Raw genomic sequence first — 26,460 nt, 5'->3', positions numbered from 1 at the left:
CCGGCGCGAGGGCGACGACGAGCGTGCGACGGGTTCATGACGCCAGGGTAGCGGCGCAAGGCTCGCATACCGCCCAGCACCCCGCCGTCCGCTCCCCTCCGTGCCGCGGGCGGCTCAGCCCTCGTACTCCTCGAGCGGCGGGCACGCGCACACCAGGTTCCGGTCGCCGTGGGCGTTGTCGATGCGTCGCACCGGCGCCCAGTACTTGTCGACGCGCAGCGACGGCACCGGGAACGCGGCCTGCTCGCGCGGGTACGCGCGATCCCACGCGTCGGACGCCACCATCGCGACCGTGTGCGGCGCGTGGCGCAGCGCCGAGTCCGCCGCGGCGATCTCGCCCCGCTCGACGGCCGCGATCTCCTCGCGGATGACGATCATGGCCTCGATGAAGCGGTCGATCTCCACGAGGTCCTCGGACTCCGTGGGCTCCACCATGAGCGTGCCCGCGACGGGGAACGACATGGTCGGCGCGTGGATGCCGAAGTCGATGAGCCGCTTCGCGATGTCCTCCGCGGTCACGCCCGTCGCCTTGGTGAGCGGGCGCACGTCGAGGATGCACTCGTGCGCGACCAGGCCCCCGGGGCCACGGAACAGCACCGGGTAGTGCGGCTCGAGGCGCGTGGCCACGTAGTTCGCGGCGAGCACCGCGGTCTCCGTCGCCCGGCGCAGGCCCTCGTGACCCATGAGCGCGATGTAGGCCCACGAGATCGGCAGGATGCCCGCCGAGCCGTACGGCGCCGCGGACACGGCCGCGCCCTCGCGCTGGAGCTCCGCCGGCGACTGCACGGGCGCGAGCGACCGCGGCAGGAACGGCACCAGGTGCGAGGCCACCGCGACGGGGCCCACGCCGGGACCGCCGCCGCCGTGCGGGATGCAGAAGGTCTTGTGGAGGTTGAGGTGCGAGACGTCGCCGCCGAAGCGCCCGGGCTTGGCCAGCCCGACGAGCGCGTTGAGGTTGGCGCCGTCGATGTAGACCTGACCGCCGGCCTCGTGCACGGCCGCGCAGACCTCGCCCACGTGCTCCTCGAACACACCGTGGGTCGACGGGTAGGTGATCATGATGCAGCTCACGCGGCCCTCGTGGGCCGCGAGCTTGGCGTGCAGGTCCGCGAGGTCGACCTCGCCGTCCTCCGCGGTCGCGACCACCACGACGCGCATGCCTGCGAGCACCGCCGACGCGGCGTTGGTGCCGTGCGCCGAGGCGGGGATGAGGCACACGTCGCGGTCGAGGTCGCCGCGCGAGCGGTGGTAGCCGCGGATCGCGAGCAGGCCCGCGTACTCGCCACGCGACCCGGCGTTCGGCTGGACGGAGACGGCCGCGTAGCCGGTGATCTCCGCGAGCTGGTCCTCGAGCTGGGCGATCATCTCGCGGTAGCCGGCGGTCTGGTCGGCGGGGGCGAACGGGTGGATCTGGGCGAACTCGGGCCAGCTCACGGCGGCCATCTCGACCGCGGCGTTGAGCTTCATCGTGCACGAGCCGAGCGGGATCATCGTGCGGTCGAGCGCGAGGTCGCGGTCGGCGAGCCGGCGCATGTAGCGCATGAGCGAGGTCTCGGATCGGTGCGCGTGGAAGATCGGGTGCTCGAGGTACTCGGACGTGCGGCGCAGCCCCACGGGGATGGTGACCGACGGGCCCGTGTAGACGGGCCAGTTCGCGCGCCGGTCGAGGATCGCCTCGACGAGCGCGGTGAGGATCTCGGGCGTCGTCTTCTCGTCGCATGCGATCGCGACGGCGTCGCCGTCGAGGCGGTGCACGTTGATGCCCCGGGCGGCGATGCGCGCGATCACCGAGTCGGCGCCGCGCGGCACCTCGATCACGACCGTGTCGAAGAAGTGCTCGTGGCGGATCGCGACGCCGCGGGCGCGCAGCGCGTCCGCGAGGGTCGCCGCCATGGTGTGGACGCGCAGCGCGATCTCCCGCAGCCCCTCGGGGCCGTGGTAGACGGCGTAGAAGCTCGCGATGACCGCGAGCAGCGCCTGCGCGGTGCAGATGTTGGAGGTCGCCTTGTCGCGGCGGATGTGCTGCTCGCGGGTCTGGAGCGCGAGGCGGTAGGCGGGGTCGCCGTCCGCGTCGACGCTCACGCCGACGAGTCGCCCGGGCAGCTGGCGCTCGAGGCCCTCGCGGACCGCGATGTACGCGGCGTGCGGGCCGCCGAAGAACAGGGGCACGCCGAAGCGCTGGGCGGAGCCGACCGCGATGTCCGCGCCCAGCTCGCCGGGCGCCTTGATCACGCACAGCGACAGCAGGTCCGCCGCGACGGTGACGAGCGCGCCGGCCGCGTGCGCCGACTCGATGAGCGGCGCGATCTCCCGCACCACGCCGGTGCGGCCGGGCTGCTGGATCACGAGGCCCACCAGGTCCTCGGGAGCCTCCCAGCCCTCGTCCAGCTCCTGAACGTCGAGCGGGAGCCCGATCGCCTCGGCCTGGGCGCGCACCACCTCGAGCGTCTGCGGCAGGACCTCGGCATCGAGCACGATGCGGCCGCCGTCCTTGCCGCGGACCGCGCGACGCATGAGCAGCATCGCCTCGGACACCGCCGTGGCCTCGTCGAGCAGCGAGGCGCCTGCGACCGGAAGCGCGGTGAGGTCCGCGATCATCGTCTGGAAGTTGAGCATCGCCTCGAGGCGGCCCTGCGAGATCTCCGCCTGGTACGGCGTGTAGGCCGTGTACCAGGCTGGGTTCTCGAGCACATTGCGCTGGATCACCATGGGCGTGATCGTGTCGTGGTAACCCTGGCCGATCATCGACACCTGCACGCGGTTGCGCGCCGCGAGCTCGCGGAGATCGTCGAGGACCTCCGTCTCGGTGCGCGGCTCGGGCAGCACGAGCACGTCGTCGCGGCGGATCGATGCGGGCACCGCGGCGTCCACGAGGGAGTCCAGCGAGGCATGCCCGACGGCCTCGAGCATGGTCTCCACGGCATGGGCGTCGGGTCCGATGTGGCGGTCGGCGAAGGAGGTCACCGGGCCATTCTTGCGCATCGTCGCACCCGCGTGTCCCGGGCGCGGCGGACGGCCCGCGCCCGGACGCGCGAACGGGGCCGGGCCATGCGGCCCGGCCCCGTCGCGTCCAGCGTCAGCCTAGCGCGCTGCGGCGGCGGCTTGCGAGCACGAGCGCCGCGCCGGCGAGCATGAGCATCGCGGTGATCGCGAGGCGGCTCCCGACGCCGTCCGCACCCGTCTCCGCCAGCCCGCCCGTGGAGGCCGCGGCCGCGACGGCCGGGCCCACCGGGTCGACGATCGTGCCGTTCGCCTCGCCGTCGGCGTCGAACATCCCGCCGTCGGTGATCGCGAACGTGATCGTGGTGACGCCGCCCGACGTGCCGAACGTCGCGTCCGGGCCGTCGATGAACGCGCCGCCGATGAGCTTGCGGAGCGTCCAGCCCTCGGTGTCGTAGAGATCGTCGAGCGCGATCTCGACGCTCACCGTGGCGCCCGGCTCGAGGCTCCCGATGCGGAAGGCGAACAGGCCGGCCGGGAAGTCGTGATCGGCGTCCTGGACGCCGAGCGCCGACTCCTCCATCGTGGTGAACGTGGTGATGTCGCCGTCCGAGACGGTGAGCGTGACGCCCTCGAGCGAGACGCTCGTGACGCCGTCCTCGGGCTCGGTGGTGGGCTCCGGCTCCGTGGTGGGCTCGGGCTCCGTGGTGGGCTCGGGCTCCGCCTCGAGCGCCGTCACGTCGAGCGCGACCGCGAACGACGTGCCGGTCACGTCACCCTCGATGAGGAGCTCGTGGACGCCGTCCGTGAGGTCCTCGGGGAGCGTCACGTCGACCTCGGCGGTGCCGTGCTCGTCGAGGATGTCGGTCGGCAGCGTGTTGGTCACCGGGAACGTGCCCAGGTCCTCGCCCCCGATCGACACCATCACGTTGGCGTCGGTGAGGTCGCCCGCGCCGGTCATCATGAGCGACGTGAGGTCGAACGCGAGCGCGTCGCCCGCGGTGACATCGAACGAGTCGAGGCCCTGCAGACCGATCGCGTGCTGGGCGTAGTCCGTGCCCAGCGAGCCGTTGTCCGCCAGGTAGTCGACCATCGCGGCGAGGTCGATGCGCCCCGAGTCGGCGACGTCGGTGCCCTCGGCGAACGTGGTGAAGTTGTCGCCGCCGGCCGCGAGGAACGAGTTCATCGTGACCGTGAAGGTGTCGGACGGGTCGATGAGGCCGCCGTCCAGCCACATCTGGAGGATGCGCTCGCCCTCCGCGGCGGTCGCGTCGTAGGTGTACTCGAAGCCCTCCGAGACGCCCAGGCGCAGGAACGGACGCGACGAGCCCGACGGCTGCCACTGCTCCTCGAGCACCGCGGCGATCTGCTCACCCGTGAGGGTCATCGTCACCAGGGTGTTGGCGAAGGGCTGCACGCTCGCCGCGGCCTTGTAGGTGATCTCACCGGTGCCGTCGCCGTCCGCGCCGATCATGTCGGCGCGCAGGCCGCCCGGGTTCATGAACGCGATCTGCGCGCCCAGGCCCTCGGTCGCCCAGCGCTGGACCTCGGCCACCGCGTTGCCGAGCGTCGACTCGCCGCCACGGCTCGAGCCGGACGAGCCGGACTCGGTCTTCGCGCGGTACAGCGGCGCGTCCATCTCGCCGAGCACCTCGGCGCCCAGCACCTCGGCGTTCGACTGCGCCGCGGACACGATCGCCGCGACGTCCGGGTCGGCCGCCCACACCGGAGAGGAGGCGCCGGACTCGACCAGGTCGACGATGCTGGTCTCGACCTCGGCGATCGAGCCGCTGTCCGCGCCGACGGTGAAGATCAGGCGGTTGAGGTTCATGCCGTACTGGCCGGCCGAGACGACCGGGCGCTCGGTGACGGCGCGACCCTCGTCGATCCACTCCGGCACGGGGACCTTGTGGTCGTAGGCCATGTGGGTGTGGCCCGAGATGACCGCGTCGATGCTCGGGTCCAGGTCGGCCAGCATCCGGCCGAAGTTGTTCGAGGTGTCGACCGCGTCCGCGTAGGCCGTGGTCGGGGCGCCCTCGTGCACCAGGAGCACGATGACGTCCGCCCCCTCCTCCTCGAGCACCTCGGCGCTGCGGTTCGCCGCGAGCGCCTCGTCCTCGAACTCGAGGCCCTCGATGCCGGCGGGCGACACGAGCGACGGGGTCTCCTCCGTCACCGCGCCGATGAACCCGACCTCGACGCCGTCGAACTCCTGGATCCAGGTCTCCGGCAGCGCCGGGTCGCCCGTGTCGACGTAGCGGACGTTCGCGCCCAGGTACTCCCAGGTCGCGCCGCCGTACGGGTTGGTCACGGCGTCGTAGGGGGCCATGACGCGGTCCACCAGGTCCTCGTAGCCCTGGTCGAACTCGTGGTTGCCCACCGCCGAGACGTCGAGCCCCATCGCGTTGAGCGCGTCGATGGTCGGCTTGTCCTGCGCGATGAAGCTCTCGAACGTCGAGGCGCCGATGAGGTCGCCCGCCGCCGCGAAGACCGAGTTCGGGTACTCCGACTCGAGGTCCGCGACCGCGGTCGCGAGCGACGCCGCGCCCGCGGAGCCGTTGTAGGTGTCGACCAGGATGCGGCCGTGGAAGTCGTTGATCCCCAGGATCTGGACGGACACGGCCTCCTCGATGGTCACGGCGGCCTGGGCGGGTACGGCGAGCGCGACCGCCAGGAGGCCCGCCGCGCCGGCGGCCCCCAGGGTCAGCGCATGCGGCGCGGGTCGGTTCATGCTGTCTCCTTGACGAACGTGGGCGCGCGGGGTCACCCGGCGCAGTCGCACGGTATCGGCGCTCAGTGCCACCGAGAAGGCGAAGCGCCTGTTATTCACCCAGTCCTTACCGCCGCGTCACACGGTCGACACACGGCGACGGGGCCCGGCCTCGCGGCCGGACCCCGTCGCCCTGATCGGTTCAGCTCATGGCCTAGTGCTTGCCCTTCGGCTTGCCGTGGCCCTTGCCGTTGTTGGACTTCGCCTTCTTGGCGACGTCCACGGTCATCGACACCTCGGTGCCCGTCGTGTCGCCCGTGATGGTGAGCGTCTGCTCGCCCTTGAGGCGCTTGGGCACCGTGAACGTGACGGTGGCGGTGCCCTGCTCGTCGTACAGGTCGGTCGGCAGCGAGCCGTCGACCTCGAACACCCCGATCACGCACTTGCCGAGCGTCACGGTGACCGTCTGGTCCACCGGCTCGCCCGCGCCCGTGAAGGCGAGCGACGAGAGCTCGAGCGTGGCCTCGGACCCGGCCGTCAGGCCGTCGGTGCCCGTGATGCCCACCGAGTGCTGCGCGTAGTCGGGACCGATCGAGCCGGCGTCCGCGAGGTAGTCGACCATCGCGTTGAGGTCGATGCGCCCCGAGTCGGCGCGGTCGGCGCCCTCCGCGAAGGTGCCGAAGTTGTCGCCACCGGCCGCGAGGAACGAGTTCACCACCACGCGGACCTCGTCATCGGCCGCGATGGTCTCGCCGTCGAGCGTGATCTCGAGGATGCGCTCGCCGGCCGCCGCCGTCGGGTCGTAGGTGTACGCGAACCCGTCCGACGTGCCCAGGCGCAGGAACGGACGCGACGAGCCCTCGGGCTGCCACTGCTCCTCCAGGACGGCGGCGATCTGCTCGCCCGTCAGGGTCATCGCGACCAGCGTGTTGGCGAACGGCTGGACGCTCGCGGCCTGCTTGTACGTGACGGGGCTCGGGTAGTCGCCCGTGCCCGCCGCCGCGCCGAGCATGTCGGCACGCAGCCCGCCCGGGTTCATGAACGCCACCTCGACGCCCAGGCCCTCGGTGGCCCACTGCTGGACCTCCGCGACCGCGTTGCCGAGCGTGGACTCGGCGCCGCGCGAGGAGCCGGACGAGCCGCCCTCGATGCGGGCCCGGTACAGCGGCCCGTCCAGGTCGCCGAGCTCGACCGCGCCGAGCACATCCGCCTCGGCGGCCGCGAGCGCCGTGATCTCCGCGACGTCCGGGTCCTCCGGGTACACGGGCGCGGAGGCGCCCGTCTCCCACAGGTCGATCAGGTCGCTGTCGATCGACACGATCTCGCCCGTCGCATCGTCCACCGTGAAGATCAGCTGGTTGAGGTACATGCCGTACTGGCCCGCCGAGACGACAGGGCGCTCGGTGACGGCGTTGCCGGCCCACTCCGCCACCGGGACGTCGTGGTCGTAGGCCATGTGGGTGTGGCCCGAGACGACAGCGTCGATGCTCGGGTCCAGGTCGGCCAGCATCTGACCGAAGTTGTTCGACGTGTCCACCGCGTCGGCGTACTCCGTGGTGGGCGCGCCCTCGTGCACCAGGAGGATCACCACGTCGGCTCCCTCACCCTCGAGGACCGCGGCGCTGCGGTTCGCGGCCACGGCCTCGTCCTCGAACTCGAGGCCCTCGATGCCGTCGGGCGACACGAGCGACGGGGTCTCCTCCGTCACCGCGCCGATGAAGCCGACCTCGATGTCCCCGAAGGTCTGGATCCACGTCTCCGGCAGCGCCGGGTCCCCCGTGTCGACGAACCGCACGTTCGCGCCCAGGTACTCCCACGACGCGCCGCCGTAGGGGTTGGTCACCGCGTCGTAAGGGGCCATGACGCGGTCCACCAGGTCCTCGTAGCCCTGGTCGAACTCGTGGTTGCCCACCGCGGACACGTCGAGGTCCATCGCGTTGAGGACGTCGATGGTCGGCTTGTCCTTCGCGATGAAGCTCTCGAAGGTCGAGGCGCCGATGAGGTCGCCCGCCGCCGCGAACACGGTGTTCGGGTAGAGCGACTCGAGCTCGGCGACGGCGGTCGCCATGGAGGCGGCACCCGCGGACTCCCCGAAGGAGTCGGGCAGGATGCGCCCGTGGAAGTCGTTGATGCCCAGGATCTGGATCTCGGTCTGGCCCTCCTCGGCTGCGGTGGCGGGGACGGCGAGAGCGACGGCGAGGAGGCCGGCGACGCCGGCGGCCCCCAGGGCCTTCGTCTTCGTGGGGACGTGTCGTGACATTCTGGTTCATATCCTTTCGTGTCATCCCATACAGGACCTTCCTGACACTAGGGCCTCGCGCCACGCGGCGACATGGGTGAAAGGGACTTTTCACCCGACGCTCACGGCGGCGACACACAGCGGACATCTCCGGCGCACGCGCGCACTACCCTGGCCCTGTGAAGGTGGTCATCCAGATTCCTTGCCTCAACGAGGAGGCCACGCTGCCCCTCGTGATGGAGACGATCCCGACCTCGATCCCCGGCGTCGACGAGCTCGAGGTGCTGGTCATCGACGACGGCTCGACGGACCGGACCGCGGAGGTCGCGCGTTCGTACGGCGCGACAGTGATCCGCCATGCACGCACCATGGGCCTCGCGCGCTCCTTCCGCGACGGCGTGGACCACGCGCTGCGCGGCGGCGCGGACATCGTGGTCAACACGGACGGCGACAACCAGTACCCGCAGGAGCGCATCCCCGACCTGGTCGCGCCGATCCTCGCGGGCGAGGCCGAGATCGTCATCGGCGACCGCCAGACGCAGACCATCGCGCACTTCTCGCCCTTCAAGAAGACGATGCAGCGGTTCGGCTCGTGGGTGGTCAACCAGGCGGCCGGCACGCGCCTGCCCGACGCCGCCTCAGGCTTCCGCGCGTACTCGCGGTTCTCGCTGTACCGCCTCAACATCGTCACGCAGTTCAGCTACTGCATGGAGACGATCATCCAGGCGGGCAACAAGCGCCTCGCGATCACGTCGATCCCGGTCGAGACCAACCCCAAGACGCGCGAGTCGCGCCTGTTCAAGAACATGTTCGAGCACATGCTCAAGTCGGGCCAGGCGATCCTGCGCTCGTACATCATGTTCAAGCCGTGGGGCATCTTCGCGTCGCTCGCGACGCTGTTCGGGCTCGCCGGCGTGTTCCCGTACGCGCGGTTCGCGGTGCTGCGCCTTCTCGGGGACGACGGCAACCACATCCAGTCGCTCATGCTCGGCCTCGCGCTGCTGTCCGCCGCGATCATCTGCGTCGCGCTCGGGGTGCTCTCGGACCTGCAGAAGACCAACCGCATCCTCGCGGAGGACCAGCTGGAGCGCCTCAAGGAGCAGCAGTACGGGCCGGCACGCCGGCCCGCGGTCATGCGGGAGGAGCCTGCTCCGGCCGCGGCTCCCGAGGAGCCGCTGCGCGACCCCGCGCACCGATAGCGATCCCGATCCCCAGGCCGATCGCATCGGCCGCCGTCATGACGAAGCGGCTCACGAGCGCGAGGCTCAGGGCCTGCGCGGGGGTCGCCACGGGACCCAGCGCGAGCGCGAGCGCCACCTCCCGCGCGCCTGCCCCGGCGGGCGCGATCACCACGAGGAAGCCCACGAGCCACGCGAACGCGAAGGCGCCGGTCGCGACCGCGAGCCCCGCGCCGGGCGCGAGCTCGCGCAGCAGCAGCCACGCATGGACGCCGAGCACCACCCACATGAGCGCGGACCACGCGGCGGAGACGAGGAGCGCACGGCCGCCGATGCGGGCGGGCTCCTCGGTGCGGCGCGTCACGCGGAACGCGAGCGCGACCACGCGCGCGAGGACGGACGGCACCAGCATCGCCGCGAGCGCCGCCGCGACCACGAGCACCCACCAGTAGGTCGCGAGCGCGTCCGGCACCGCGACCAGCAGCCCGACCGCGCCGACCACCGCGGACGTCACCACCCCGACGACCATCGCGACGATCGACCCGGTCATCGCGCGCGGCCTGCTGACGCCGTGATCGCGCGCGAACTCCGCCTGAGCGAGCACCGGCCAGACCGATCCGGGCACGTACTTGCCCACCTGGGACAGCAGGAAGACGCGCATCGCCTCGGGCACCGTCGCCGTGAGCCCGATCGAGCGCATCACCGCGCGCCAGGACATCGCGTTGATGCCCAGCGCGACCACGCACGCGAGCAGCGCGCCCGCGATCGCGCCCCACGTGAGGTCGCGCAGCGCGACCGAGACCTCGTCCCAGCCGGTGATCACCGCCCACGCGAGCAGCGCGACGGCGACTGCGAGGAAGCCCCAGCGCAGCGCCGCCTTCATGCGGATGTCCCGTGCCATGCGGCCGTCCTGGCCCACATGTCGGCGATGCCGTCCGCGAGGGCCATGCGCGGCTCCCAGCCGAGCGCCTCGCGCGCGAGCGTCGCGTCGAGCCAGGTCGAGTCGGGGTCCACGCCGCGGTGCGGCAGCTGCTCGACGCGGAGGGCGTCGCCCACGGCCGCGCGGAGCAGCTCGAGGAGCTCCGCGAGCGAGGTCGGGCTCCCGGAGCCGCAGTTGACCACCGCCGGCGGCGCGGGGTGCGCGATCACGCGCGCGACCAGGTCGGCGACGTCGTCCGCATGCACGTAGTCGCGCGCGACCGAGCCGTCGCCGTGCAAGGTGATCGCGCGGCCCTCGCGGACCTCGCGCATCCAGATCGCGAGCACCCCCTGGCCGTGGGCGCCGCGCTGACCCGGGCCGTAGGCGTTCGCCACGCGGATGGCGGTCGCGTCGAGGCCCGCCTCGGCGAGGACAGCCTCCTGCGCGAGCTTGTAGGCGCCGTACGCGTTCGGCGGGTGCGGCGCATCGGCCTCCCCGTACGGGGGCAGCGCCGGGCGGCCGTAGATCGCTCCGCCCGAGGACATCAGGACGATGCGCGGGGGGACGGGGCGCGCGGCGGCCGCGCGGGCGAAGGCGCGGAAGGCCTCGAGCTCGGCGGCGACCGCGTCCGGATCGTCCGCGGCGACGGTCGGGGTGATGCCCCCAGCCGCCCACACGATCACCGGGACGTCGGCCGCGCGGGGCGCCAGCGCATCGTCCGCGAGGATCGGGTCGTCCCTGGTGAAGCCCGTGACGGAGGCGCCGCGGGCGCCGAGGTGTGCGGTGATCGCGGAGCCCAGGAAGCCGCCGGAGCCGACGACGGCCACGTCATACACTGTGCTCACCCACCCGCCTCTCCACATCGGAGTTCATCCTATGGCGCTCCCGCGCGTGCTCGTCCTGACCTCCACGCTGCCCGCGCGGGAGGGGGACGGGACGCCCGCGTTCGTCGCGGACCTGTCGCGCGAGCTGGGGCGCGAGTTCGAGGTGAAGGTGCTCGCTCCCGCGGTTCCGGGGGCCCCGGAGTGCGAGTGGCTGAGCGACACGGTCGAGGTGGTCCGGTACCGCTACTTCCCCGCGCGATGGGAGGACCTGGCCGACGGCGCGATCCTCGAGAACGTCCGCGCGAAGCGCTCGCGCCTCGCGCAGGTGCCCTTCCTGCTGGGCGGTCTCGCGACGGCGATGCGACGCGAGATCCGCGACTTCCGGCCCGATGCGATCCACGCGCACTGGATCATCCCGCAGGGGATCGTCGCGCGCCGGGTCGCGCGGGCGGTGCCGACTGTCGTCACCACGCTCGGCGGCGACCTGTACGCGCTCAACTCCGGCCCGGCCCGCGCGCAGAAGTCGCTCGTGGTGCGCGATGCCGCCGCCGTCACCGTGATGAACGAGGACATGCGGGCGCGCGTGATCGAGCTGGGCGCGGACGCCGCCACCACCCACGTGATCCCCATGGGCGCGCGCTTCGGGTCCATCGCGCACGACGACCGTCAGGTCACCAAGCCCGCGACGCGCAAGCATCCCGTGCACGTGCTCGCGGTGGGCCGCCTGGTGGAGAAGAAGGGCTTCGACGTCCTGCTCGAGGCGATGCGGCGCACTCATGCGCGGCTCGACGTCACCATCGTGGGCGACGGTCCCGAGCGATCGCGCCTCGAGGAGCTCGCCGCGGGGCTGCCCGTGACGTTCCTGGGCCAGCTGGGGCGCGCCGACCTCGACGCGGCGCTGTCGCGCGCGGGCATCGCGGTGTTCCCGTCCCGCCGCGCGGCCTCGGGCGATCAGGACGGCCTGCCCGTGGCGATGCTCGAGGCGATGGGCGCGGGCTGCGCGATCGTCGCCTCGGACCTGCCCGGGCTCAACGAGGCGATCGAGGCCAGCCGCTCCGGCGTCCTGGTCCCCGAGGGCGACGCGGACGCGCTCGCCCGCAGCCTCGAGGTGCTCGCCGAGGACCAGGAGCTGCGCGCGGGACTGGGCGCGGCGGCGCGAGCCCGCTCCCGGGAGTACTCGGTCGAGGCCGTGGGCGAGAGGTACCGCGCGCTGTTCCGGTCCGTCATCGGCTGAGCCTCCCGCCCTCTCCCTCTCCCCCTCCCCCTCCCCCTCCCGCTTCGGGAAGTGGTAGATGGTTGTCGGCTTCGGGCAATCCTCGCCTCACAGTGGTGCGTGGTTGTCGCCGCCGTGAAGGGTCTCCCACGCCGCGACAATGGCGTACCACTGCGGCGCCGCGATCCGCGGAAACCGACCACTACCTACCATTTCCGCGGGGCGGCGCGGGGCCGGACCGACGACGGCCGGCGGTGCTGTCCGCGGCCGCGGCGCTACCGGCCGAGGCGCTGGTACCTGAGCTCGGTCTCGAGCTTCTGGGGCCGCCACCAGGGCTCGTGCTCGCGGTACCAGGCGATGGTCGCCGCGAGCCCGGCGCGGAAGTCCCCGTACTGGGGCTCCCAGCCGAGCTCCTCGCGCAGGCGCGTCGCGTCGATCGCGTAGCGGAGGTCGTGCCCCGGGCGGTCGGGCACGTGCTCGAAGTCGTCGGGCGCGTGCCCCATGAGCTCGAGCACCGCGGCGATCACGTCCTTGTTCGACGCCTCGCCGTCCGCGCCGATGAGGTAGGTCTCCCCGATCGCGCCCTTCTCGAGGATGGTCCACACGGCACGGTTGTGGTCGTCGACGTGGATCCAGTCGCGCACGTTCAGCCCGGCCCCGTAGAGCTTGGGTCGCACCCCGTCGATGAGGTTGGTGATCTGACGCGGGATGAACTTCTCCACGTGCTGGAAGGGCCCGTAGTTGTTCGAGCAGTTCGAGATGGTCGCCTCGAGCCCGAAGGACCGCACCCACGCACGCACCATGAGGTCCGAGCCCGCCTTGGTCGACGAGTACGGCGAGGACGGGTTGTACGGCGTCTCCGGCGTGAACCGATCGGGCGTGCCCAGCGGCAGGTCCCCGTAGACCTCGTCGGTGCTGACGTGGTGGAAGCGCACGCCATGACGGCGCGCGGCCTCGAGCAGCTGGAACGTGCCCACCAGGTTGGTGTGCACGAACGGCCACGGCTCGTCGAGCGAGTTGTCGTTGTGCGACTCGGCGGCGAAGTGCACCACCGCATCGGCCTCGCGCACCAGCGCGTCGACCATCTCCGGGTCGGCGATGTCCCCCTTGACCAGGGTGACGCGCGCATCGTCCGGCAGGGACGATGCGTTGCCGGCGTAGGTGAGCAGGTCCAGCACCGTGACGCTCACGTCGGGCCGCGTCGCGAGCGTGAGGCGCACGAAGTTCGCGCCGATGAAGCCCGCGCCTCCCGTGACCAGGAGCCTCATCGCACGGTCCCCAGGGTCGCGCGCTCCCGCTCGAGCAGCGACAGCAGGTACTGCCCATAGCCCGACTTCACGAGCGCCTCGGCCCGCGAGCGCAGCTCGTCGTCGGAGAGGAGGCCGCGGCGCCACGCGATCTCCTCGGGCGCGCCGATCTTGAGCCCCTGGCGGCGCTCGACCGCCTGGACGAACTGGCTCGCCTCGAGCAGCGAGTCGAACGTGCCGGTGTCGAGCCACGCGGTGCCGCGCGGCAGCACCTCGACGTGGAGCCGGCCGCGCTCCAGGTAGTGCTGGTTGATCGACGTGATCTCGTACTCCCCGCGGGGAGAGGGCTCGATCGAGCGCGCGATCTCGACCACGTCGTTGTCGTAGAAGTAGAGCCCGGGCACCGCGTACTCGGACCGCGGGTGCTCGGGCTTCTCCTCGATCGACAGGGCGCGGCCCTCCGCGTCGAACTCGACCACGCCGTAGGCGCGCGGATCGGCCACGTGGTAGGCGAACACCGCGCCGCCGTCGACGTCGGCGAACCTCTGGAGGTGCAGGCCCAGGCCGGGACCGTAGAACACGTTGTCGCCCAGCACGAGCGCGACCTTCTGGTCCCCGATGAACTCCGCGCCGATGGTGAACGCCTGCGCGAGGCCCTTCGGCTCGGGCTGCACCGCGTACTCGAGCCGGATCCCGAAGCGGGAGCCGTCGCCCAGCAGGCGCTCGAACTGCGGGAGGTCGTGCGGCGTGCTGATGACCAGCACCTCGTCGATCCCGGCGAGCAGGAGCGTCGACAGGGGGTAGTAGACGAGCGGCTTGTCGTACACCGGAAGCAGCTGCTTCGAGACGCCCTGGGTGATGGGGTGCAGGCGCGTCCCTGAGCCGCCCGCGAGGATGATGCCGCGCATGGGCGCCAGTCTGCCGTGCGGGGACGATGCGGCGCCAGCGGCGCCCGGCCCGCCCTCGCATCGTCCGCACGGAATGTTAAAAGTGTGCGACGACCAGGACGACCAGGACCGCAAGCGCATACATTGGCCAATGTGAACGCATTCCCTCCGCCCATGGCCGCGCCCGACCACTCCGTCGAGGCGTTCACCTGGCACTTCCTGCATGAGATCAACTACGGCCAGGGCGTGGATCTGGACCGCGCCTCGGCGAACGACAAGTACCTGGCGCTCGCCCGTACCGTCAGGCACTACCTGTCGACGCGCTGGCTCGAGGCGCTGCGGAACCAGTACCACGACCAGGCCAAGACCGTCGCGTACCTGTCGGCGGAGTTCCTCCTGGGCCCGCAGCTCGAGAACGCGCTGCTCGCGACGGACCTCGAGGACATCGCGGCGGAGGCGCTGCGCCTGCTGGGCGTCGACATCGACGAGCTGCGCAGCGTCGAGATCGAGCCGGGGCTCGGCAACGGCGGCCTGGGCCGCCTCGCGGCGTGCTTCATCGACTCGCTCGCGACGCTGAACGTGCCGTCGGTCGGCTACGGCATCCGCTACGAGTACGGGATCTTCCGTCAGACCTTCGTGGACGGCAAGCAGGTGGAGAAGCCGGACCACTGGCTGCGGCTCGGCTCGCCGTGGGAGATCCCGCACCCCGAGAACGCGGTGGACGTCGCGTTCGGCGGCCGCACCGAGGAGGTCGAGGGCGGCTCACCCGACGCGCGCGTGTGGGTGCCCGACTGGCACGTCACCGCCGTGCCGTACAACTACATGGTCCCCGGCTACCGCAACGGGCGCGTCAACACGCTGCGGCTGTGGAGCGCGAAGGCGCAGCACGAGTTCGACCTGCAGATCTTCAACGCCGGCGACTACGCGGAGGCCGTCCGCGCGCGCACCTTCGCGGAGAACATCTCGAAGGTGCTCTACCCCGAGGACTCCACGCCGCAGGGCAAGGAGCTGCGCCTCCAGCAGCAGTACTTCTTCGTCGCGGCGTCGCTGCGCGACTTCCTCGAGACCGTGCTGCCGGACGACTACGACCTGCACAACCTCCCGAACCGCATCACGTGGCAGCTCAACGACACCCACCCGGTCATCGCGGTGCCGGAGCTCATGCGCATCCTGGTCGACGAGCGCGGCTGGGCGTGGGACGAGGCCTGGGCCGTGACGCAGAAGGTGTTCGCGTACACGTGCCACACGCTGCTGCCGGAGGCGCTCGAGGTGTGGTCGGTGGACCTGCTCGGACGCCTGCTGCCGCGCCACCTCGAGATCATCTACCGCATCAACGAGGAGTTCCTCGAGGAGCTGCGCACCGCCTACCCCGGCGACGAGCTGCGCGTGCGCCGCATGTCGATCATCGCCGAGCAGCCCGAGCGCTCGGTGCGCATGGCGCACCTCGCAACCGTGGCGGGCTTCAAGGTCAACGGCGTCGCGGCGCTGCACTCGGAGCTGCTGCGCGACAAGGTGCTCAACGACTTCGCGGAGCTGTGGCCGGACAAGTTCACGAACGTCACCAACGGCGTGACGCCCCGGCGCTTCGTGCGGCTCGCGAACCCGGGGCTGTCGGGGCTCATCACGGAGGCGATCGGCGACGGCTGGATCACGGACCTCGAGCAGCTGCGCGGCCTCGAGCCGCTCGCGGAGGACGCCGAGTTCCGGCGCCGCTTCCGCGAGATCAAGGGCGCCAACAAGACGCGCCTGGCCGCGGTGCTCAAGGAGCGCGACGGCATCGAGATCGCGGGAGACGCGATGCTCGACGCGATGGTCAAGCGCCTCCACGAGTACAAGCGCCAGTCGCTCAAGCTGCTGCACATCGTGTCGCTGTACGAGGGCATCACGTCGGGACGTCTCCCGCTCGAGTCGGTGACGCCGCGCACCTTCATGTTCGGGGCGAAGGCCGCGCCGGGCTACGTGCGCGCCAAGGAGACCATCGAGCTCATCAACGCGGTGGGCGCCACCATCAACAACGATGCGTCCCTTCAGGGCCGCCTCAAGGTCGCCTTCCCCGCGAACTACAACGTGGGCCTCGCGGAGACGCTCATCCCCGCGGCGGACCTGTCGGAGCAGATCTCGCTCGCCGGCAAGGAGGCGTCGGGCACCGGCAACATGAAGTTCGCGCTCAACGGCGCACTCACCATCGGCACGGACGACGGCGCGAACGTCGAGATCCGAGAGCTCGTGGGCGACGACAACTTCTTCCTGTTCGGGATGACGGAGCCCGAGGCGGCGGACCTGCAGGCGTCGGGCTACGACCCGGGCAAGTACTACGAGTCGGACCCGCAGCTCAAGGCGGCGCTCGACCTCATCGCCTCGGGCGCGTTCACGGGCGGCGAGCGCGGCGGCGCGGTGGCCTCGATCTTCTCGAGCCTCACGGAGCGCGACCGCTTCATGGCGCTGGCGGACTTCCGCTCGTACATGGACGCCCAGGACCGGGTCGAGGAGGCGTACGCGGACCACGAGGCCTGGAGCCGCTCCGCGGTCCTCAACGTGGCCCGCTCGGGCTTCTTCAGCTCGGACCGCTCGATCCAGGACTACCTGGACCGCATCTGGGGCGCCAAGCCGGTCCACCAGGCCGGCTGAGCCCCCGCATCGTCCGTCGCGCGGCGGGTCCTCCGGGGCCCGCCGTGCGCGCTACCTGACCGCGAGCGCCGCGCGCACCGCGGCGACGATGCCCTCGGCACCCGCCTCGACCTGCGCGAGCGTGGTGCGGAAGTCCTCCATGCCGCCGTACCAGGGATCGTCGATGTCGAGCTCCTGCTCGCGGCCCTCGACCAGCGCGGGGGCGTCGGGGTCGAACTCACGGTAGAGGCGCACCACGGGACGGTCGGTAAGCACGCGTAGGCGGCGCGCGTGGCCCTCGGTCATCGCGAGCGCGAGATCGACGCTGCCGAGGTCCGCCGCGGTCACCTTGCGCGCGGCGCGGCGCGGGACGGTGAAGCCGGCCTCACGCAGGACCGCGGCGGCGCGACGGTCGATGGGACGGCCGCGCTCCTCGTCGCTCACGCCGGTGGACGTAACCTCGACGGCGTCGCCGAGCCCCGCCTCCGCGAGCCGCGCCTTGAGCACCACCTCGGCCATGGGCGAGCGGCAGATGTTGCCGGTGCAGACGGTCATGATCCGGAAGGGGGAGGTCATGCCGTCATCATCGCAGGGCGGGCGCGCGCGGCCCGCGCGGCGTGTCGCGCGGCACCGGCACCCTCGCGTCCGCGCGCTGGCACCTTTCCTGCACGAAGGGCGAGCGCGCGGCGCGCCCCAGCCTCCGCCCTTCGCGCAGGAAAGGCGCGAGGACCCCGGCACACACCCCACCACCGAGCCGCCCTTCGCGCAGGAAAGGCGCGAGGACCCCGGCACACACCCCACCACCGAGCCGCCCCTCGTGCAGGAAAGGCGCGAGGACCGCGGAGGGTCAGCGCGGCGCGCGGCCCCGCAGGCGGTCGAGGTCGCGGCGCTCCTTCTTGGTCGGCCGGCCCGCTCCCCGATCGCGCTGCCCGAACGGCGAGGCCAGCTCCTTGGGCGGGGGCGGCGGGCTGTGGTCGAGGTAGGCCGCCTGGGCCACGGGCGCGCCCACGCGCTTGACCAGGAGCTGACGCACCTCGACGATCCGCACGCGCTCCTGCCCGCGCACCTCGACAGTGCTGCCGACGCCCACCTTCTGGGCGGGCTTCGCGCGCTCACCGTCGATGCGCACGTGGCCCGCGCGGCACGCCGCGGTCGCCTGCGAGCGCGTCTTGTACAGGCGCACCGCCCACACCCACGCGTCCACCCGCACCGACTCGGCCATCCGTCGAGGTTACCCGGCGCATCGTACCTGGACGCGCCTACGCTGGGGCCATGGACTCCGTCTTCGAGGTCATCGGCTGGATCGGCTCGATCCTGGTCGTGTGGTCGCTCACGCAGTCGCGCGTGCTGCGCTTCCGCTGGATGAACCTCGCGGGTTCCATCCTGGCGACCGGGTACAACGCGGTCTTCCAGATCTGGCCGTTCGTCGCGATGAACGGCGCGATCGCGATCATCAACACCTACTGGATCATCCGCCTCCAGCGCGAGCGCCACGATCCCGGTGTCTACCAGGTGCTCCCCCTCGCCCCCGACGATCCGTTCCTCCAGCATGTGCTGCGCGTGCACGCGGCGGACATCGCGAAGCACCGCCCGGACTTCGTCGCGAAGACCCTGGCGACGGCCGGTCGCCGCACCACCTTCCTGGTGACCCGCGGCGACGAGGCGGTGGGCGTGGTCGCGCTCCACGACGAGGGCGCCGGCGTGGGCCTGGTCGAGCTCGACTGGGTCAAGCCGCGCTTCCGCGACTTCACGCCGGGCGAGTTCGTCTACCGCGACTCGGGCGCGCTCACCGCGGCCGGCTTCCGACGCGTCGAGATCGAGACCCGTCCCGAGCTGGACCGCGAGTACCTGCGCAATGTCGGCTTCAGCACGCAGGGCACGCGCTGGGTGCGGGAGCTGTAGGCCGTCGCGGCGCGGGCATCGGCGCGTGACACACTTCTGAGGTGAACCGCATCGTCCATTTCGCGTCCGACAACTACGCCGCCGTCCACCCCGAGGTCATGGCGGCGATCGCCGCCGCCAACGAGGGTCACGACGTCGCGTACGGCGCCGACCTCGCCACCGCGGCGTTCGACGCCGCCATCGCCTCCACCTTCGGCGATCACGCGCTCGGCTTCCCCGTGTTCAACGGCACCGGGGCCAACATCGTGTCCCTCATGGCGCTGAGCCCGCGCTGGGGCGGCGTGGTCGCCTCGGAGCACGCCCACATCAACGTCGACGAGAACGGTGCGCCCGAGCGCGTCGGCGGGCTCAAGATCCTGCCGCTGCCCTCCGTGGACGGCCGCCTCACGCCCGACCAGCTGGGCCGGTACGCGGACGACCTGGGCGACCCTCACCGCGCTCAGCCGGTGGTCCTGTCGGTGACGCAGTCGACGGAGCTCGGCACCGTCTACTCGCTCGAGCAGATGGCCGAGCTCACGTACGCCGCTCACGAGCTCGGCATGCGCGTCCACATGGACGGCGCACGCCTGGCCAACGCGGCCGCGGCGCTCGGCGTCAGCCTCGCCGAGGCCGTCAAGGGCGCGGACGTCCTGTCCTTCGGCGGCACCAAGAACGGCGCGATGCTCGGCGAGGCCGTGGTGATCCTGGCGGAGGACCTGCGCGGCTCGCTCGCGCACGATCTCCCCTACCTGCGGAAGTCCACCATGCAGCTCGGCTCCAAGATGCGGTACGTCTCGGCCCAGCTGACGGCGCTGCTGACGTCCACCGACGTCTCCGGCGACCCGCTGTGGCACCGCAACGCCGCGCACGCCAACGCCATGGCGACGCGGCTCCGCGCGGCGCTGGCGCCCCTCGCGGACGCGGGGGCCCTGCGCTTCACGCAGGAGACCCAGTCGAACGCGGTGTTCGTCGAGCTGCCCCGCGCGGCGGCCGATGCCGTGCGCGCCGCGTTCCGGTTCTACGACTGGCAGCCCGGCACCGCGCCCGACAGCGTCGAGGCCCGCTGGATGTGCGCGTGGGACACCACCGCGCAGGACGTCGACGGCTTCGCGGCGGCCGTCCAGCAGGCGGTCGAGGCCGTACCGACGGGGGCGCGCTAGTGGCCGCGGCCTGTCCGTGCGGCTCGGGCGCATCGTTCGCCGAGTGCTGCCGTCCCTACCTGCGCGGCGAGGCCGACGCCCCCACCGCGGAGGCGCTCATGCGCTCGCGCTACACCGCGTTCGTCCGCCGCGACGCCGCCTACCTCGCCAGCACGTGGCACCCGAGCACCCGACCGCTCGACGTGGCGGAAGGGCTCGATGAGGCCGAGTGGCGCGGCCTCGAGATCCTGGGCACCACCAAGGGCCTCGAAGGGGACGATGCGGGCACCGTGACCTTCGTGGCGCACCACGCCACGGGCGCGATCTCGCTGGGTCGGCACCGGGAGACCAGCCGATTCGTGCGCGCGGACGGCCGCTGGCTGTACGTCGACGGAGATCTCGACTGATTCCTAGGATCACCATCCTCCCAGGTAAACATCAGGTTAACGGCACCTTGCGCCAGACCCGGAGTAGGGTCCAGAGGACTGCATGACCTTCTGCACCCGAAGCACCCTCGGAGACCCCCCACAATGGATGCCGTGACCGAGCCACTTCTCCTCGCCGTCGTCGTCGCGACGGCCCTCGCATTCGACTTCACGAACGGCTTCCACGACACCGGCAACGCGATGGCGACGTCCATCGCGACACGCGCCCTCAAGCCCAAGCAGGCAGTCCTGCTCTCGGCGCTCCTCAACCTGGTCGGCGCGTTCCTGTCGCTCACGGTCGCCGCCACCATCGCGAAGGGCATCGTCGACTCGAACGTGGTCACGCTCGGCGTCGTCCTCGCGGGCCTCACGGGCGGCATCCTCTGGAACCTGCTCACATGGTTGCTCGGCCTGCCGTCGAGCTCGTCCCATGCGCTCATCGGAGGCGTCGTCGGCGCCGTGCTCGCGGCGGCCGGCACGCAGGGCGTCCTGTGGGATGGCCTGATCTCGAAGGTCTTGCTCCCCGCGCTCATCGCGCCGGTGGTCGCCATCCTCGTGGCGTCGGTCGGCACGCGCCTGGTCACGCGGTTCACGAACGACGTGAAGCAGGAGGACAACGACCGCCTGTTCCGCTGGGGCCAGATCGGCTCCGCCTCGCTCGTCTCGCTCGCGCACGGCACCAACGACGCGCAGAAGTCGATGGGCATCATCCTGCTGGCGCTCATCGCCGCGGGCGCCGTCCCCGAGGACTCCGGCGTCCCGTTCTGGGTGATCCTGTCCTGCGCCCTCGCGATGGCGCTCGGCACCTACTTGGGCGGCTGGCGCGTCATCCGCACGCTCGGCAAGGGGCTCGTCGAGCTCGAGTCCCGCCAGGGCATGGCCGCGGAGACCTCGTCCGCCGCGGTGATCCTGCTGTCGAGCCACTTCGGCTACTCGCTCTCCACCACGCACGTCGCGACCGGCTCGATCCTCGGCTCGGGCGTGGGCATGAAGGGCGCGTCCGTCCGCTGGTCCGTCGCGGGCCGCATGTTCCTCGCATGGCTCATCACGGTCCCCGCCGCAGGCACCGTCGGCGCCCTCGCGTACGGACTGGGCGCGCTCGTGGGCGGCGGCGCCGGTTCGTTCGTGGTCTTCGCCGCGCTCATCATCGCCTCGGCGGCCATCTGGTTCGCCTCGCGGAAGGACGCCGTGGGCCACCACAACGTGAACGAGGACTGGAAGCCCAAGCAGGACAACGAGTCGATCCTCGCCGAGTCGGTGGTCGACCACGACATGAAGCTGATGCGCGTGTCCAAGAAGGGCAAGCGCCGCAAGCTGGGAGGCAAGCGATGAGCACCTACGTCGAGTGGGACGCGCTGGGCAACATCCTCCTGTGGGGCCTGATCGTCGGGGCCGGGCTGCCCGCGCTGTTCGCGCTGGGCGTCCGCATCGCCGAGGGCCCGGGCGCGCGCGACGCTGACGGCCACATCCCCACGGGCCGCAAGATCCTCAGCGGGATCTGCTTCGGCATCGCGGCGCTGACCGTGCTCGGCGCCGTGGCGTACATCGCCGCCGGCGGGCACTGAGCCGAGAGGCGCTGAGCCGGCGGGCACTGCGCCGATCGGGACCTGAACCCGCATCGTCCTCACCGAGGGGTTGCGGCGGTCGATGGGTGCGGCATGCGACGCTTTGCCACGCTCATGCTCCTCGGCGCCCTCACGGTGGGCGCCGTCATCGGCCCCGCCCATGACGGCGGCGCGACCGCGGAGGCGGCCTCGACCAAGGTGAGCGCGCGCACGCTGCTGCGCCAGCTCGACGTCAAGGCCGAGACGAACGCGGGCTACGACCGCGCGAAGTTCCGCCACTGGATCGACACGGCCGACAAGGACGTGTGCAACGCGCGCTACGAGGTGCTCATCGCCGAGGCGGCCAAGACTCCCCGCGTGTCCTCCACGTGCAAGCTCTCGGGCGGTCGCTGGGTCTCCCGCTACGACGGCAAGGTCACCACCAACCCGTCCACGTTCGACGTCGACCACATGGTGCCGCTCGCGGAGGCGTGGGGCTCGGGCGCCAAGCGGTGGAACACCGCGACGCTCACGCGCTACGCCAACGACCTCGGCTACTTCGGCTCGCTCATCGCGGTGTCCGCCGCGTCGAACCGCGCCAAGGGCGCGCGCGAGCCCGGCCAGTGGCTGCCCGCGAACAAGGCGTACCGCTGCACGTACGTGAAGCAGTGGATCGCGGTGAAGTGGCGCTGGGACCTCGCGGTCGACGCGAACGAGAAGACGGCGCTGAGCACGCAGCTCACGCGCTGGTGCGGGAGCAACCTCTCGGTCATCAAGCCCGCGCGCGCGAAGGTGACGCTCGCCTCGACCTCATCGTCGTCGAGCACGTCCTCGTCGGCCGCATCGCAGCCGTGGAACCAGCCGGGCCCCGACCTCGACTGCAGCGACATCCGCAAGAAGGTCCGTGTCTACCCGCCGGACTACCACCGGCTCGATGCCGACGGCGACGGCTGGGGCTGCGAGTCGTACGGCTGATCGGGCTGCGCCTCCGGCGCCTGGGCGAAATGCGTCGGTCCTGACAGATCGCGGGATAGAGTCGCCGAGGCGGCCCCCGCGGTCGCAGCCAAGGGGGCGCATCCATGGAGCTTCGCGCGTGACGCGGGCACGGCACTCGGTCCGGCCGATGCGGCGGCGCCTGCTGCGCGGGCTCTGGGGCACCGTCGCGGGCGTGACCGGGTTCGCGCTCACGTACGTGGGCACCAACGCCGTCCTGGTGCAGCGGGCCTTCGACACGCACGACATCTCCTCGCTGCTGGGCCACGACCCCGTGAGCACCGTGGTCGCGGACGACGGCACGGCCGAGGACGCCGAGCCCACGGACTTCGCGAGCGGTGAGGCGCTCAACATCCTGCTCATCGGCTCCGACGAACGCACGGATCCGGACTCGGGCGACGGGGACGTCGAGGGCATGCGCGGCGACACCACCCTGGTGCTGCACATCAGCAAGGACCGCGAGCGAATCGACGTCGTGTCCATCCCGCGCGACCTGCGCACCGCGATCCCGTCCTGCCGCTTCTACGACGGCTCGACGTCCTACGCCCAGACCGGCAAGTTCAACGCCGCGCTGATGATCGGCGGCCGCAACGGCGACCTCGGCGAGGCCGCCGCGTGCGTGATGACCACCGTCACCGAGACCACGGGGGTCGAGTTCGGCGGGCACTTCATGATGGTGGACTTCGAGGGGTTCAAGGGCATGGTCGACGCGATCGACGGCGTGCCCATGTGCATCACGCAGTACATGTACTCCAAGGACGCCCACCTCGAGCTGCAGGCCGGCGCGCAGGTGCTCGACGGCAAGCAGGCTCTCGCGTTCGCGCGCGCCCGCAAGGGGATCGGGCTGGGCGGCACCGGCACCGACCTCGCGCGCATCGAGCGCCAGCAGGAGCTGCTCACCAACACCGCGCGCAAGGTTCTCGGGCTCAACTACCTGACCAACGCGCCCGCGCTCACGCAGTTCATCCGCGCGGGCGCGGAGTCGCTGTCGATGGACACCGAGCTCGGCTCGCTGAAGAACCTCGTCGGGCTGGCGTACAGCCTGCGCGGCTTCGACACGAAGAACCTGCACTTCTACACGGTGCCGTGGCACTACCCGGGCGACGGCACGAGCGACGTGGTGGCGACCGAGCCCGCGGCGACCGAGACCTGGCAGGCGATCATCGCGGACCGGCCCATCACCACGGCCGAGGAGAACGTCACGCAGTCGCCGGAGCCCTCGGCCACGCCGTCGCCCTCGGACGCGGCGACCCCGGACTCCTCCGCGGAGCCGACGCCCACCGCCACCGCGGGCCCGCTGCGCGAGACGGAGAAGGAGATCCTCGACGCCTGCGAGATCCCGGCGGGGTAGCCGGGCGACACGATCTGCACCCGTTGTCCGGACCGCGTGCCCGGACACGACACGATCCGCACCCGTTCCCGGCGCGGTCTTGCACCACCAAAGAACGGGTGCGGATCGTGTCGCCCCGGGCGAGCGCACGGCCTCCATGGGTGCGATTCGTGTCGGGTCCCTGCCCGTGCCCTAGGGTGACGGAGGCCGATCCACGGCCCGGTCCGGGAGGAGAGGCATGTCGCTGCGCGGAGCCCTCGCCCTCGTGATGGCGGCATTGATCACCGCGTGCGCGCCCACCACCCCCGCCGAGCCGGACACCTCCGCCACCGGCGCATCGTCCATCCCCGACTCGAGGATCAGCGTCCAGCTCTTCAACTTCTTCTATGAGATCGGGTTCGGGGAGGACCAGGCCGCGCAGGCCCGCCAGGAGGAGGTGCTCGCCTCGCTCGCGGAGGCGGGCTACCGCTTCGTCGAGCCCGTCGACTACACGGGTTTCCAGGGCCTCGACGCACGCGAGTACCGCGCGCTGCTCAACGCCAACGGCCTCCAGGCGAGCTCGCTCCACACCTCGGTGACCATGGCCACCACCGACGAGCAGTGGGCGGGCAAGCTCGACACCGCGGCGACGCTCGGCGCGGGATACGTCGGCGCCGGCGAGAACCCGCGCACGTTCACCTCGCGTGCGGAGTGGGTGGCGTTCGCGGAGAGGATCGACCACCTGGGTGAGATGGCCGCCGCAGAAGGGATCCGCTACCTGGTCCACCTGCACGACTACGAGTTCACGTCCGTGTACGACGGCCAGAGCGCCTTCGACGTCCTGCTGGAGCACACCTCTCCCGAGAACGTGGCCTTCGAGCTCGACCTCTACTGGGCGGCCGCCGCGGGCGAGGACCCGACCGCGCTCGTCGCCGCGCACCGCGACAGGATCGCGCTGCTCCACGTCAAGGACATGTCCGAGGACGGCGAGATCACCACGGTGGGCGAGGGCATCATCGACTTCCCAGCGATCTTCGAAGCGGCCGGCCCGGACATCGCGTTCTACGTGGTGGAGCGTGACCCGGTGGACGACCCGGCGTACGACCCGTGGGGACCGTCCGTCGAGGGCCTCGCCTACCTGAGGTCGCTCCGGTTCTGACACCGCCCGGCGACGAGAAAGGCCCCCGGGGATCACCCCGGGGGCCTTCTTCAATGGTGGCTGGTTCGGACAATCGTGGTACCTGGGGTGACACCCAGGGTCGGATGTCCGTTTCCCACGGCGGGCGGTGCGATTTCCCACGGGACGGTGGCCCGAGCCGAGCTGCGACGACGGGCCCTCGAGAGCTCGACGTCCGCAGAACAGAGCGGGGAACCCGACGCAACCGGGCCACACTCGACGCAACTTCGGCGTGGGACGCGAGAACCGCGAGGCAAATGTGCGGGTGAGGCAACTTCGATCTGCCCAGGCTTATCGTCATCGCCCACCCCTGGGGCAGCCCCGCCCAGCGGGTCGTACACGTAGGCGCCGGTAGCGTTGGCGCCGGTCTGGACGCGGTCGGCACTGTCATAGGTCCAGCTCTCGCTGGCACCGGCGCCCGCCGTCACGCACACCCCATCAGCGTCGGACACGCCTGTGGTGCGGGACAGGCGGTTGCCGCGCACATCGAACGCGTACGAGCGGGTGACACACGGCGTGACATCACCGGCGGACGCATCCGTGTTGAGCACCTCGCCGAGCGTCGCGGTCCGGTCGGTGACCTCGATCAGGCGCCCGGCCATGTCGTAGGAGTAGGTCCGGTTGAACTCGGTCACGGCATCGGGGTTGATCCCGGCCGACGGGGTCGACTCCGCGACTACACGCCCGCGAGTCCCGAGGCGCACGTCACGGGTGAAGGCGTGGATTGATGAGCTCTCGCGCTTGTCGCCTACGTACCCGCGGGTTCGCGGCGAGTATCGCGGCCATGAGCTCGTCACCGTTACGGGCAGAGAACAGAAGCAAGGCCCACTTTCCGCCGGAGCGCACCTTGACGACGTACACAGGCTTGCGGAACCGCACCCGTACATAGGCTCGCCCCCTTCCGTGCGAGGACTTCGCACGGACATCGGAGTACGACCAGGTCTGCGCAACGCTCAGCGAGCCCATCACGCTGAACTCGACGAACGCTGTCGCGTCGATGCGGTGAAGGCGACCAACCGACGCAACCCACTCGACCTGGCTCAAGGGCACGACCGGGTCACGGCCCAGGTAAAGTTGCGCGAGGCGGGTTCGCCAACCTACGCGAAGCACCACGTCCTTGCCCGCGAGCATCGCCGTCTTCACGCCTACCTCCTCGACGCCCACCAAGAACCAGCGGACATCGCGTTGGATCCCCAACCCGCAGCCGTTCCCACGCGCGCGACCCCGG

General features: G+C 71.4%; 22 protein-coding genes. 11 read left to right on the top strand and 11 right to left on the bottom strand.

Annotated elements, in window-relative coordinates:
* Nucleotides 1-114 precede the first annotated feature (114 nt).
* From gcvP to AOM06_RS07145, 3 genes are all read right to left on the bottom strand, one after another.
* Nucleotides 115-2,982, bottom strand: coding sequence for an aminomethyl-transferring glycine dehydrogenase (gene gcvP / locus AOM06_RS07155; protein WP_062304067.1), 2,868 nt, complete (start codon nt 2,980-2,982; stop codon nt 115-117).
* A gap of 94 nt (nt 2,983-3,076) precedes the next feature.
* Complete coding sequence (locus AOM06_RS07150) at nt 3,077-5,671, bottom strand: bifunctional metallophosphatase/5'-nucleotidase (RefSeq protein WP_062304066.1); 2,595 nt, start codon at nt 5,669-5,671, stop codon at nt 3,077-3,079.
* Between the two features lie 193 nt (nt 5,672-5,864).
* Complete coding sequence (locus AOM06_RS07145) at nt 5,865-7,910, bottom strand: bifunctional metallophosphatase/5'-nucleotidase (RefSeq protein WP_062304065.1); 2,046 nt, start codon at nt 7,908-7,910, stop codon at nt 5,865-5,867.
* Nucleotides 7,911-8,068: 158 nt separating this feature from the next.
* Here AOM06_RS07145 and AOM06_RS07140 point away from each other — a divergent pair, with 158 nt between their 5' ends.
* A complete protein-coding gene (locus tag AOM06_RS07140) occupies nt 8,069-9,088 on the top strand; it encodes a glycosyltransferase family 2 protein (RefSeq protein WP_082105389.1) in 1,020 nt (339 codons plus the stop codon).
* Here AOM06_RS07140 and AOM06_RS07135 read toward each other — a convergent pair.
* Both AOM06_RS07135 and AOM06_RS07130 read right to left on the bottom strand, forming a co-directional pair.
* Nucleotides 9,021-9,968 carry a lysylphosphatidylglycerol synthase transmembrane domain-containing protein gene (locus AOM06_RS07135; RefSeq protein WP_062304064.1) on the bottom strand — a complete coding sequence of 316 codons (948 nt, stop codon included), beginning with the start codon at nt 9,966-9,968 and terminating at the stop codon, nt 9,021-9,023. The genes AOM06_RS07140 and AOM06_RS07135 overlap by 68 nt on opposite strands.
* Nucleotides 9,947-10,831 (bottom strand): NAD-dependent epimerase/dehydratase family protein, encoded by an 885-nt coding sequence (locus tag AOM06_RS07130; RefSeq protein WP_169747735.1) that lies wholly within the window; start codon nt 10,829-10,831, stop codon nt 9,947-9,949. Before AOM06_RS07130 ends, AOM06_RS07135 begins: the two co-directional genes overlap by 22 nt.
* Nucleotides 10,832-10,862: 31 nt before the next feature.
* Here AOM06_RS07130 and AOM06_RS07125 point away from each other — a divergent pair, with 31 nt between their 5' ends.
* Nucleotides 10,863-12,044 (top strand): glycosyltransferase, encoded by a 1,182-nt coding sequence (locus AOM06_RS07125; RefSeq protein ID WP_062304062.1) that lies wholly within the window; start codon nt 10,863-10,865, stop codon nt 12,042-12,044.
* A gap of 254 nt (nt 12,045-12,298) precedes the next feature.
* On the opposite strand, the gene rfbB is transcribed toward AOM06_RS07125, so the two are convergent.
* Nucleotides 12,299-13,291: a dTDP-glucose 4,6-dehydratase gene (gene rfbB, locus AOM06_RS07120; RefSeq protein ID WP_062304061.1), complete on the bottom strand. Its 993-nt coding sequence runs from the start codon at nt 13,289-13,291 to the stop codon at nt 12,299-12,301.
* A complete protein-coding gene (rfbA, locus tag AOM06_RS07115) occupies nt 13,288-14,178 on the bottom strand; it encodes a glucose-1-phosphate thymidylyltransferase RfbA (protein WP_062304060.1) in 891 nt (296 codons plus the stop codon). Before rfbA ends, rfbB begins: the two co-directional genes overlap by 4 nt.
* A gap of 153 nt (nt 14,179-14,331) precedes the next feature.
* Between rfbA and AOM06_RS07110 the strand changes: the two genes are divergently transcribed.
* The gene (locus AOM06_RS07110) at nt 14,332-16,785 is read left to right on the top strand and encodes a glycogen/starch/alpha-glucan phosphorylase (protein ID WP_062304059.1); all 2,454 of its coding nucleotides are present in this window, start codon (nt 14,332-14,334) and stop codon (nt 16,783-16,785) included.
* A gap of 51 nt (nt 16,786-16,836) precedes the next feature.
* Here AOM06_RS07110 and AOM06_RS07105 read toward each other — a convergent pair whose 3' ends face one another.
* Nucleotides 16,837-17,340, bottom strand: a complete 504-nt coding sequence (locus AOM06_RS07105; protein WP_062304058.1) for a low molecular weight protein-tyrosine-phosphatase — start codon at nt 17,338-17,340, stop codon at nt 16,837-16,839.
* Between the two features lie 271 nt (nt 17,341-17,611).
* Entirely contained in the window at nt 17,612-17,986 is a 375-nt protein-coding gene (locus AOM06_RS07100) for an RNA-binding S4 domain-containing protein (RefSeq protein ID WP_062304057.1), read from the bottom strand.
* A 50-nt stretch (nt 17,987-18,036) separates the two neighbouring features.
* On the opposite strand from AOM06_RS07100, the gene AOM06_RS07095 reads away from it, so the two are divergent.
* From AOM06_RS07095 to AOM06_RS07060, 8 genes are all read left to right on the top strand, one after another.
* On the top strand, nt 18,037-18,666 hold the full coding sequence (locus tag AOM06_RS07095) for a YgjV family protein (RefSeq protein ID WP_062304056.1): 630 nt from the start codon (nt 18,037-18,039) through the stop codon (nt 18,664-18,666).
* A gap of 41 nt (nt 18,667-18,707) precedes the next feature.
* Entirely contained in the window at nt 18,708-19,805 is a 1,098-nt protein-coding gene (locus AOM06_RS07090) for a threonine aldolase family protein (RefSeq protein WP_369401401.1), read from the top strand.
* Entirely contained in the window at nt 19,805-20,191 is a 387-nt protein-coding gene (locus AOM06_RS07085) for a YchJ family protein (RefSeq protein ID WP_062304055.1), read from the top strand. Before AOM06_RS07090 ends, AOM06_RS07085 begins: the two co-directional genes overlap by 1 nt.
* A gap of 123 nt (nt 20,192-20,314) precedes the next feature.
* Nucleotides 20,315-21,541 (top strand): inorganic phosphate transporter, encoded by a 1,227-nt coding sequence (locus tag AOM06_RS07080; protein ID WP_082105387.1) that lies wholly within the window; start codon nt 20,315-20,317, stop codon nt 21,539-21,541.
* Complete coding sequence (locus AOM06_RS07075) at nt 21,538-21,774, top strand: hypothetical protein (RefSeq protein WP_062304054.1); 237 nt, start codon at nt 21,538-21,540, stop codon at nt 21,772-21,774. The genes AOM06_RS07080 and AOM06_RS07075 overlap by 4 nt, the downstream gene beginning before the upstream one ends.
* A 93-nt stretch (nt 21,775-21,867) precedes the next feature.
* Nucleotides 21,868-22,728 carry an HNH endonuclease family protein gene (locus AOM06_RS07070; protein ID WP_082105386.1) on the top strand — a complete coding sequence of 287 codons (861 nt, stop codon included), beginning with the start codon at nt 21,868-21,870 and terminating at the stop codon, nt 22,726-22,728.
* Nucleotides 22,729-22,846: 118 nt separating this feature from the next.
* Nucleotides 22,847-24,097: an LCP family protein gene (locus AOM06_RS07065; protein ID WP_062304052.1), complete on the top strand. Its 1,251-nt coding sequence runs from the start codon at nt 22,847-22,849 to the stop codon at nt 24,095-24,097.
* A 217-nt stretch (nt 24,098-24,314) separates the two neighbouring features.
* Nucleotides 24,315-25,214, top strand: coding sequence for a sugar phosphate isomerase/epimerase family protein (locus AOM06_RS07060; RefSeq protein WP_062304051.1), 900 nt, complete (start codon nt 24,315-24,317; stop codon nt 25,212-25,214).
* 50 nt (nt 25,215-25,264) lie between these two features.
* Here the strand turns inward: AOM06_RS07060 and AOM06_RS14735 are convergent, their stop codons facing one another.
* Together AOM06_RS14735 and AOM06_RS07055 are read right to left on the bottom strand one after the other, a co-directional pair.
* The gene (locus tag AOM06_RS14735) at nt 25,265-25,867 is read right to left on the bottom strand and encodes a hypothetical protein (protein WP_156163613.1); all 603 of its coding nucleotides are present in this window, start codon (nt 25,865-25,867) and stop codon (nt 25,265-25,267) included.
* Between the two features lie 70 nt (nt 25,868-25,937).
* Complete coding sequence (locus tag AOM06_RS07055) at nt 25,938-26,375, bottom strand: hypothetical protein (RefSeq protein ID WP_156163612.1); 438 nt, start codon at nt 26,373-26,375, stop codon at nt 25,938-25,940.
* Nucleotides 26,376-26,460 lie beyond the last annotated feature (85 nt).

The organism is Demequina subtropica, assembly GCF_000971235.1.
GTDB lineage: Bacteria > Actinomycetota > Actinomycetes > Actinomycetales > Demequinaceae > Demequina > Demequina subtropica.
Note: the sequence above shows the minus strand (reverse complement) of the source record. Positions and strands in the feature narration are given on the sequence as shown.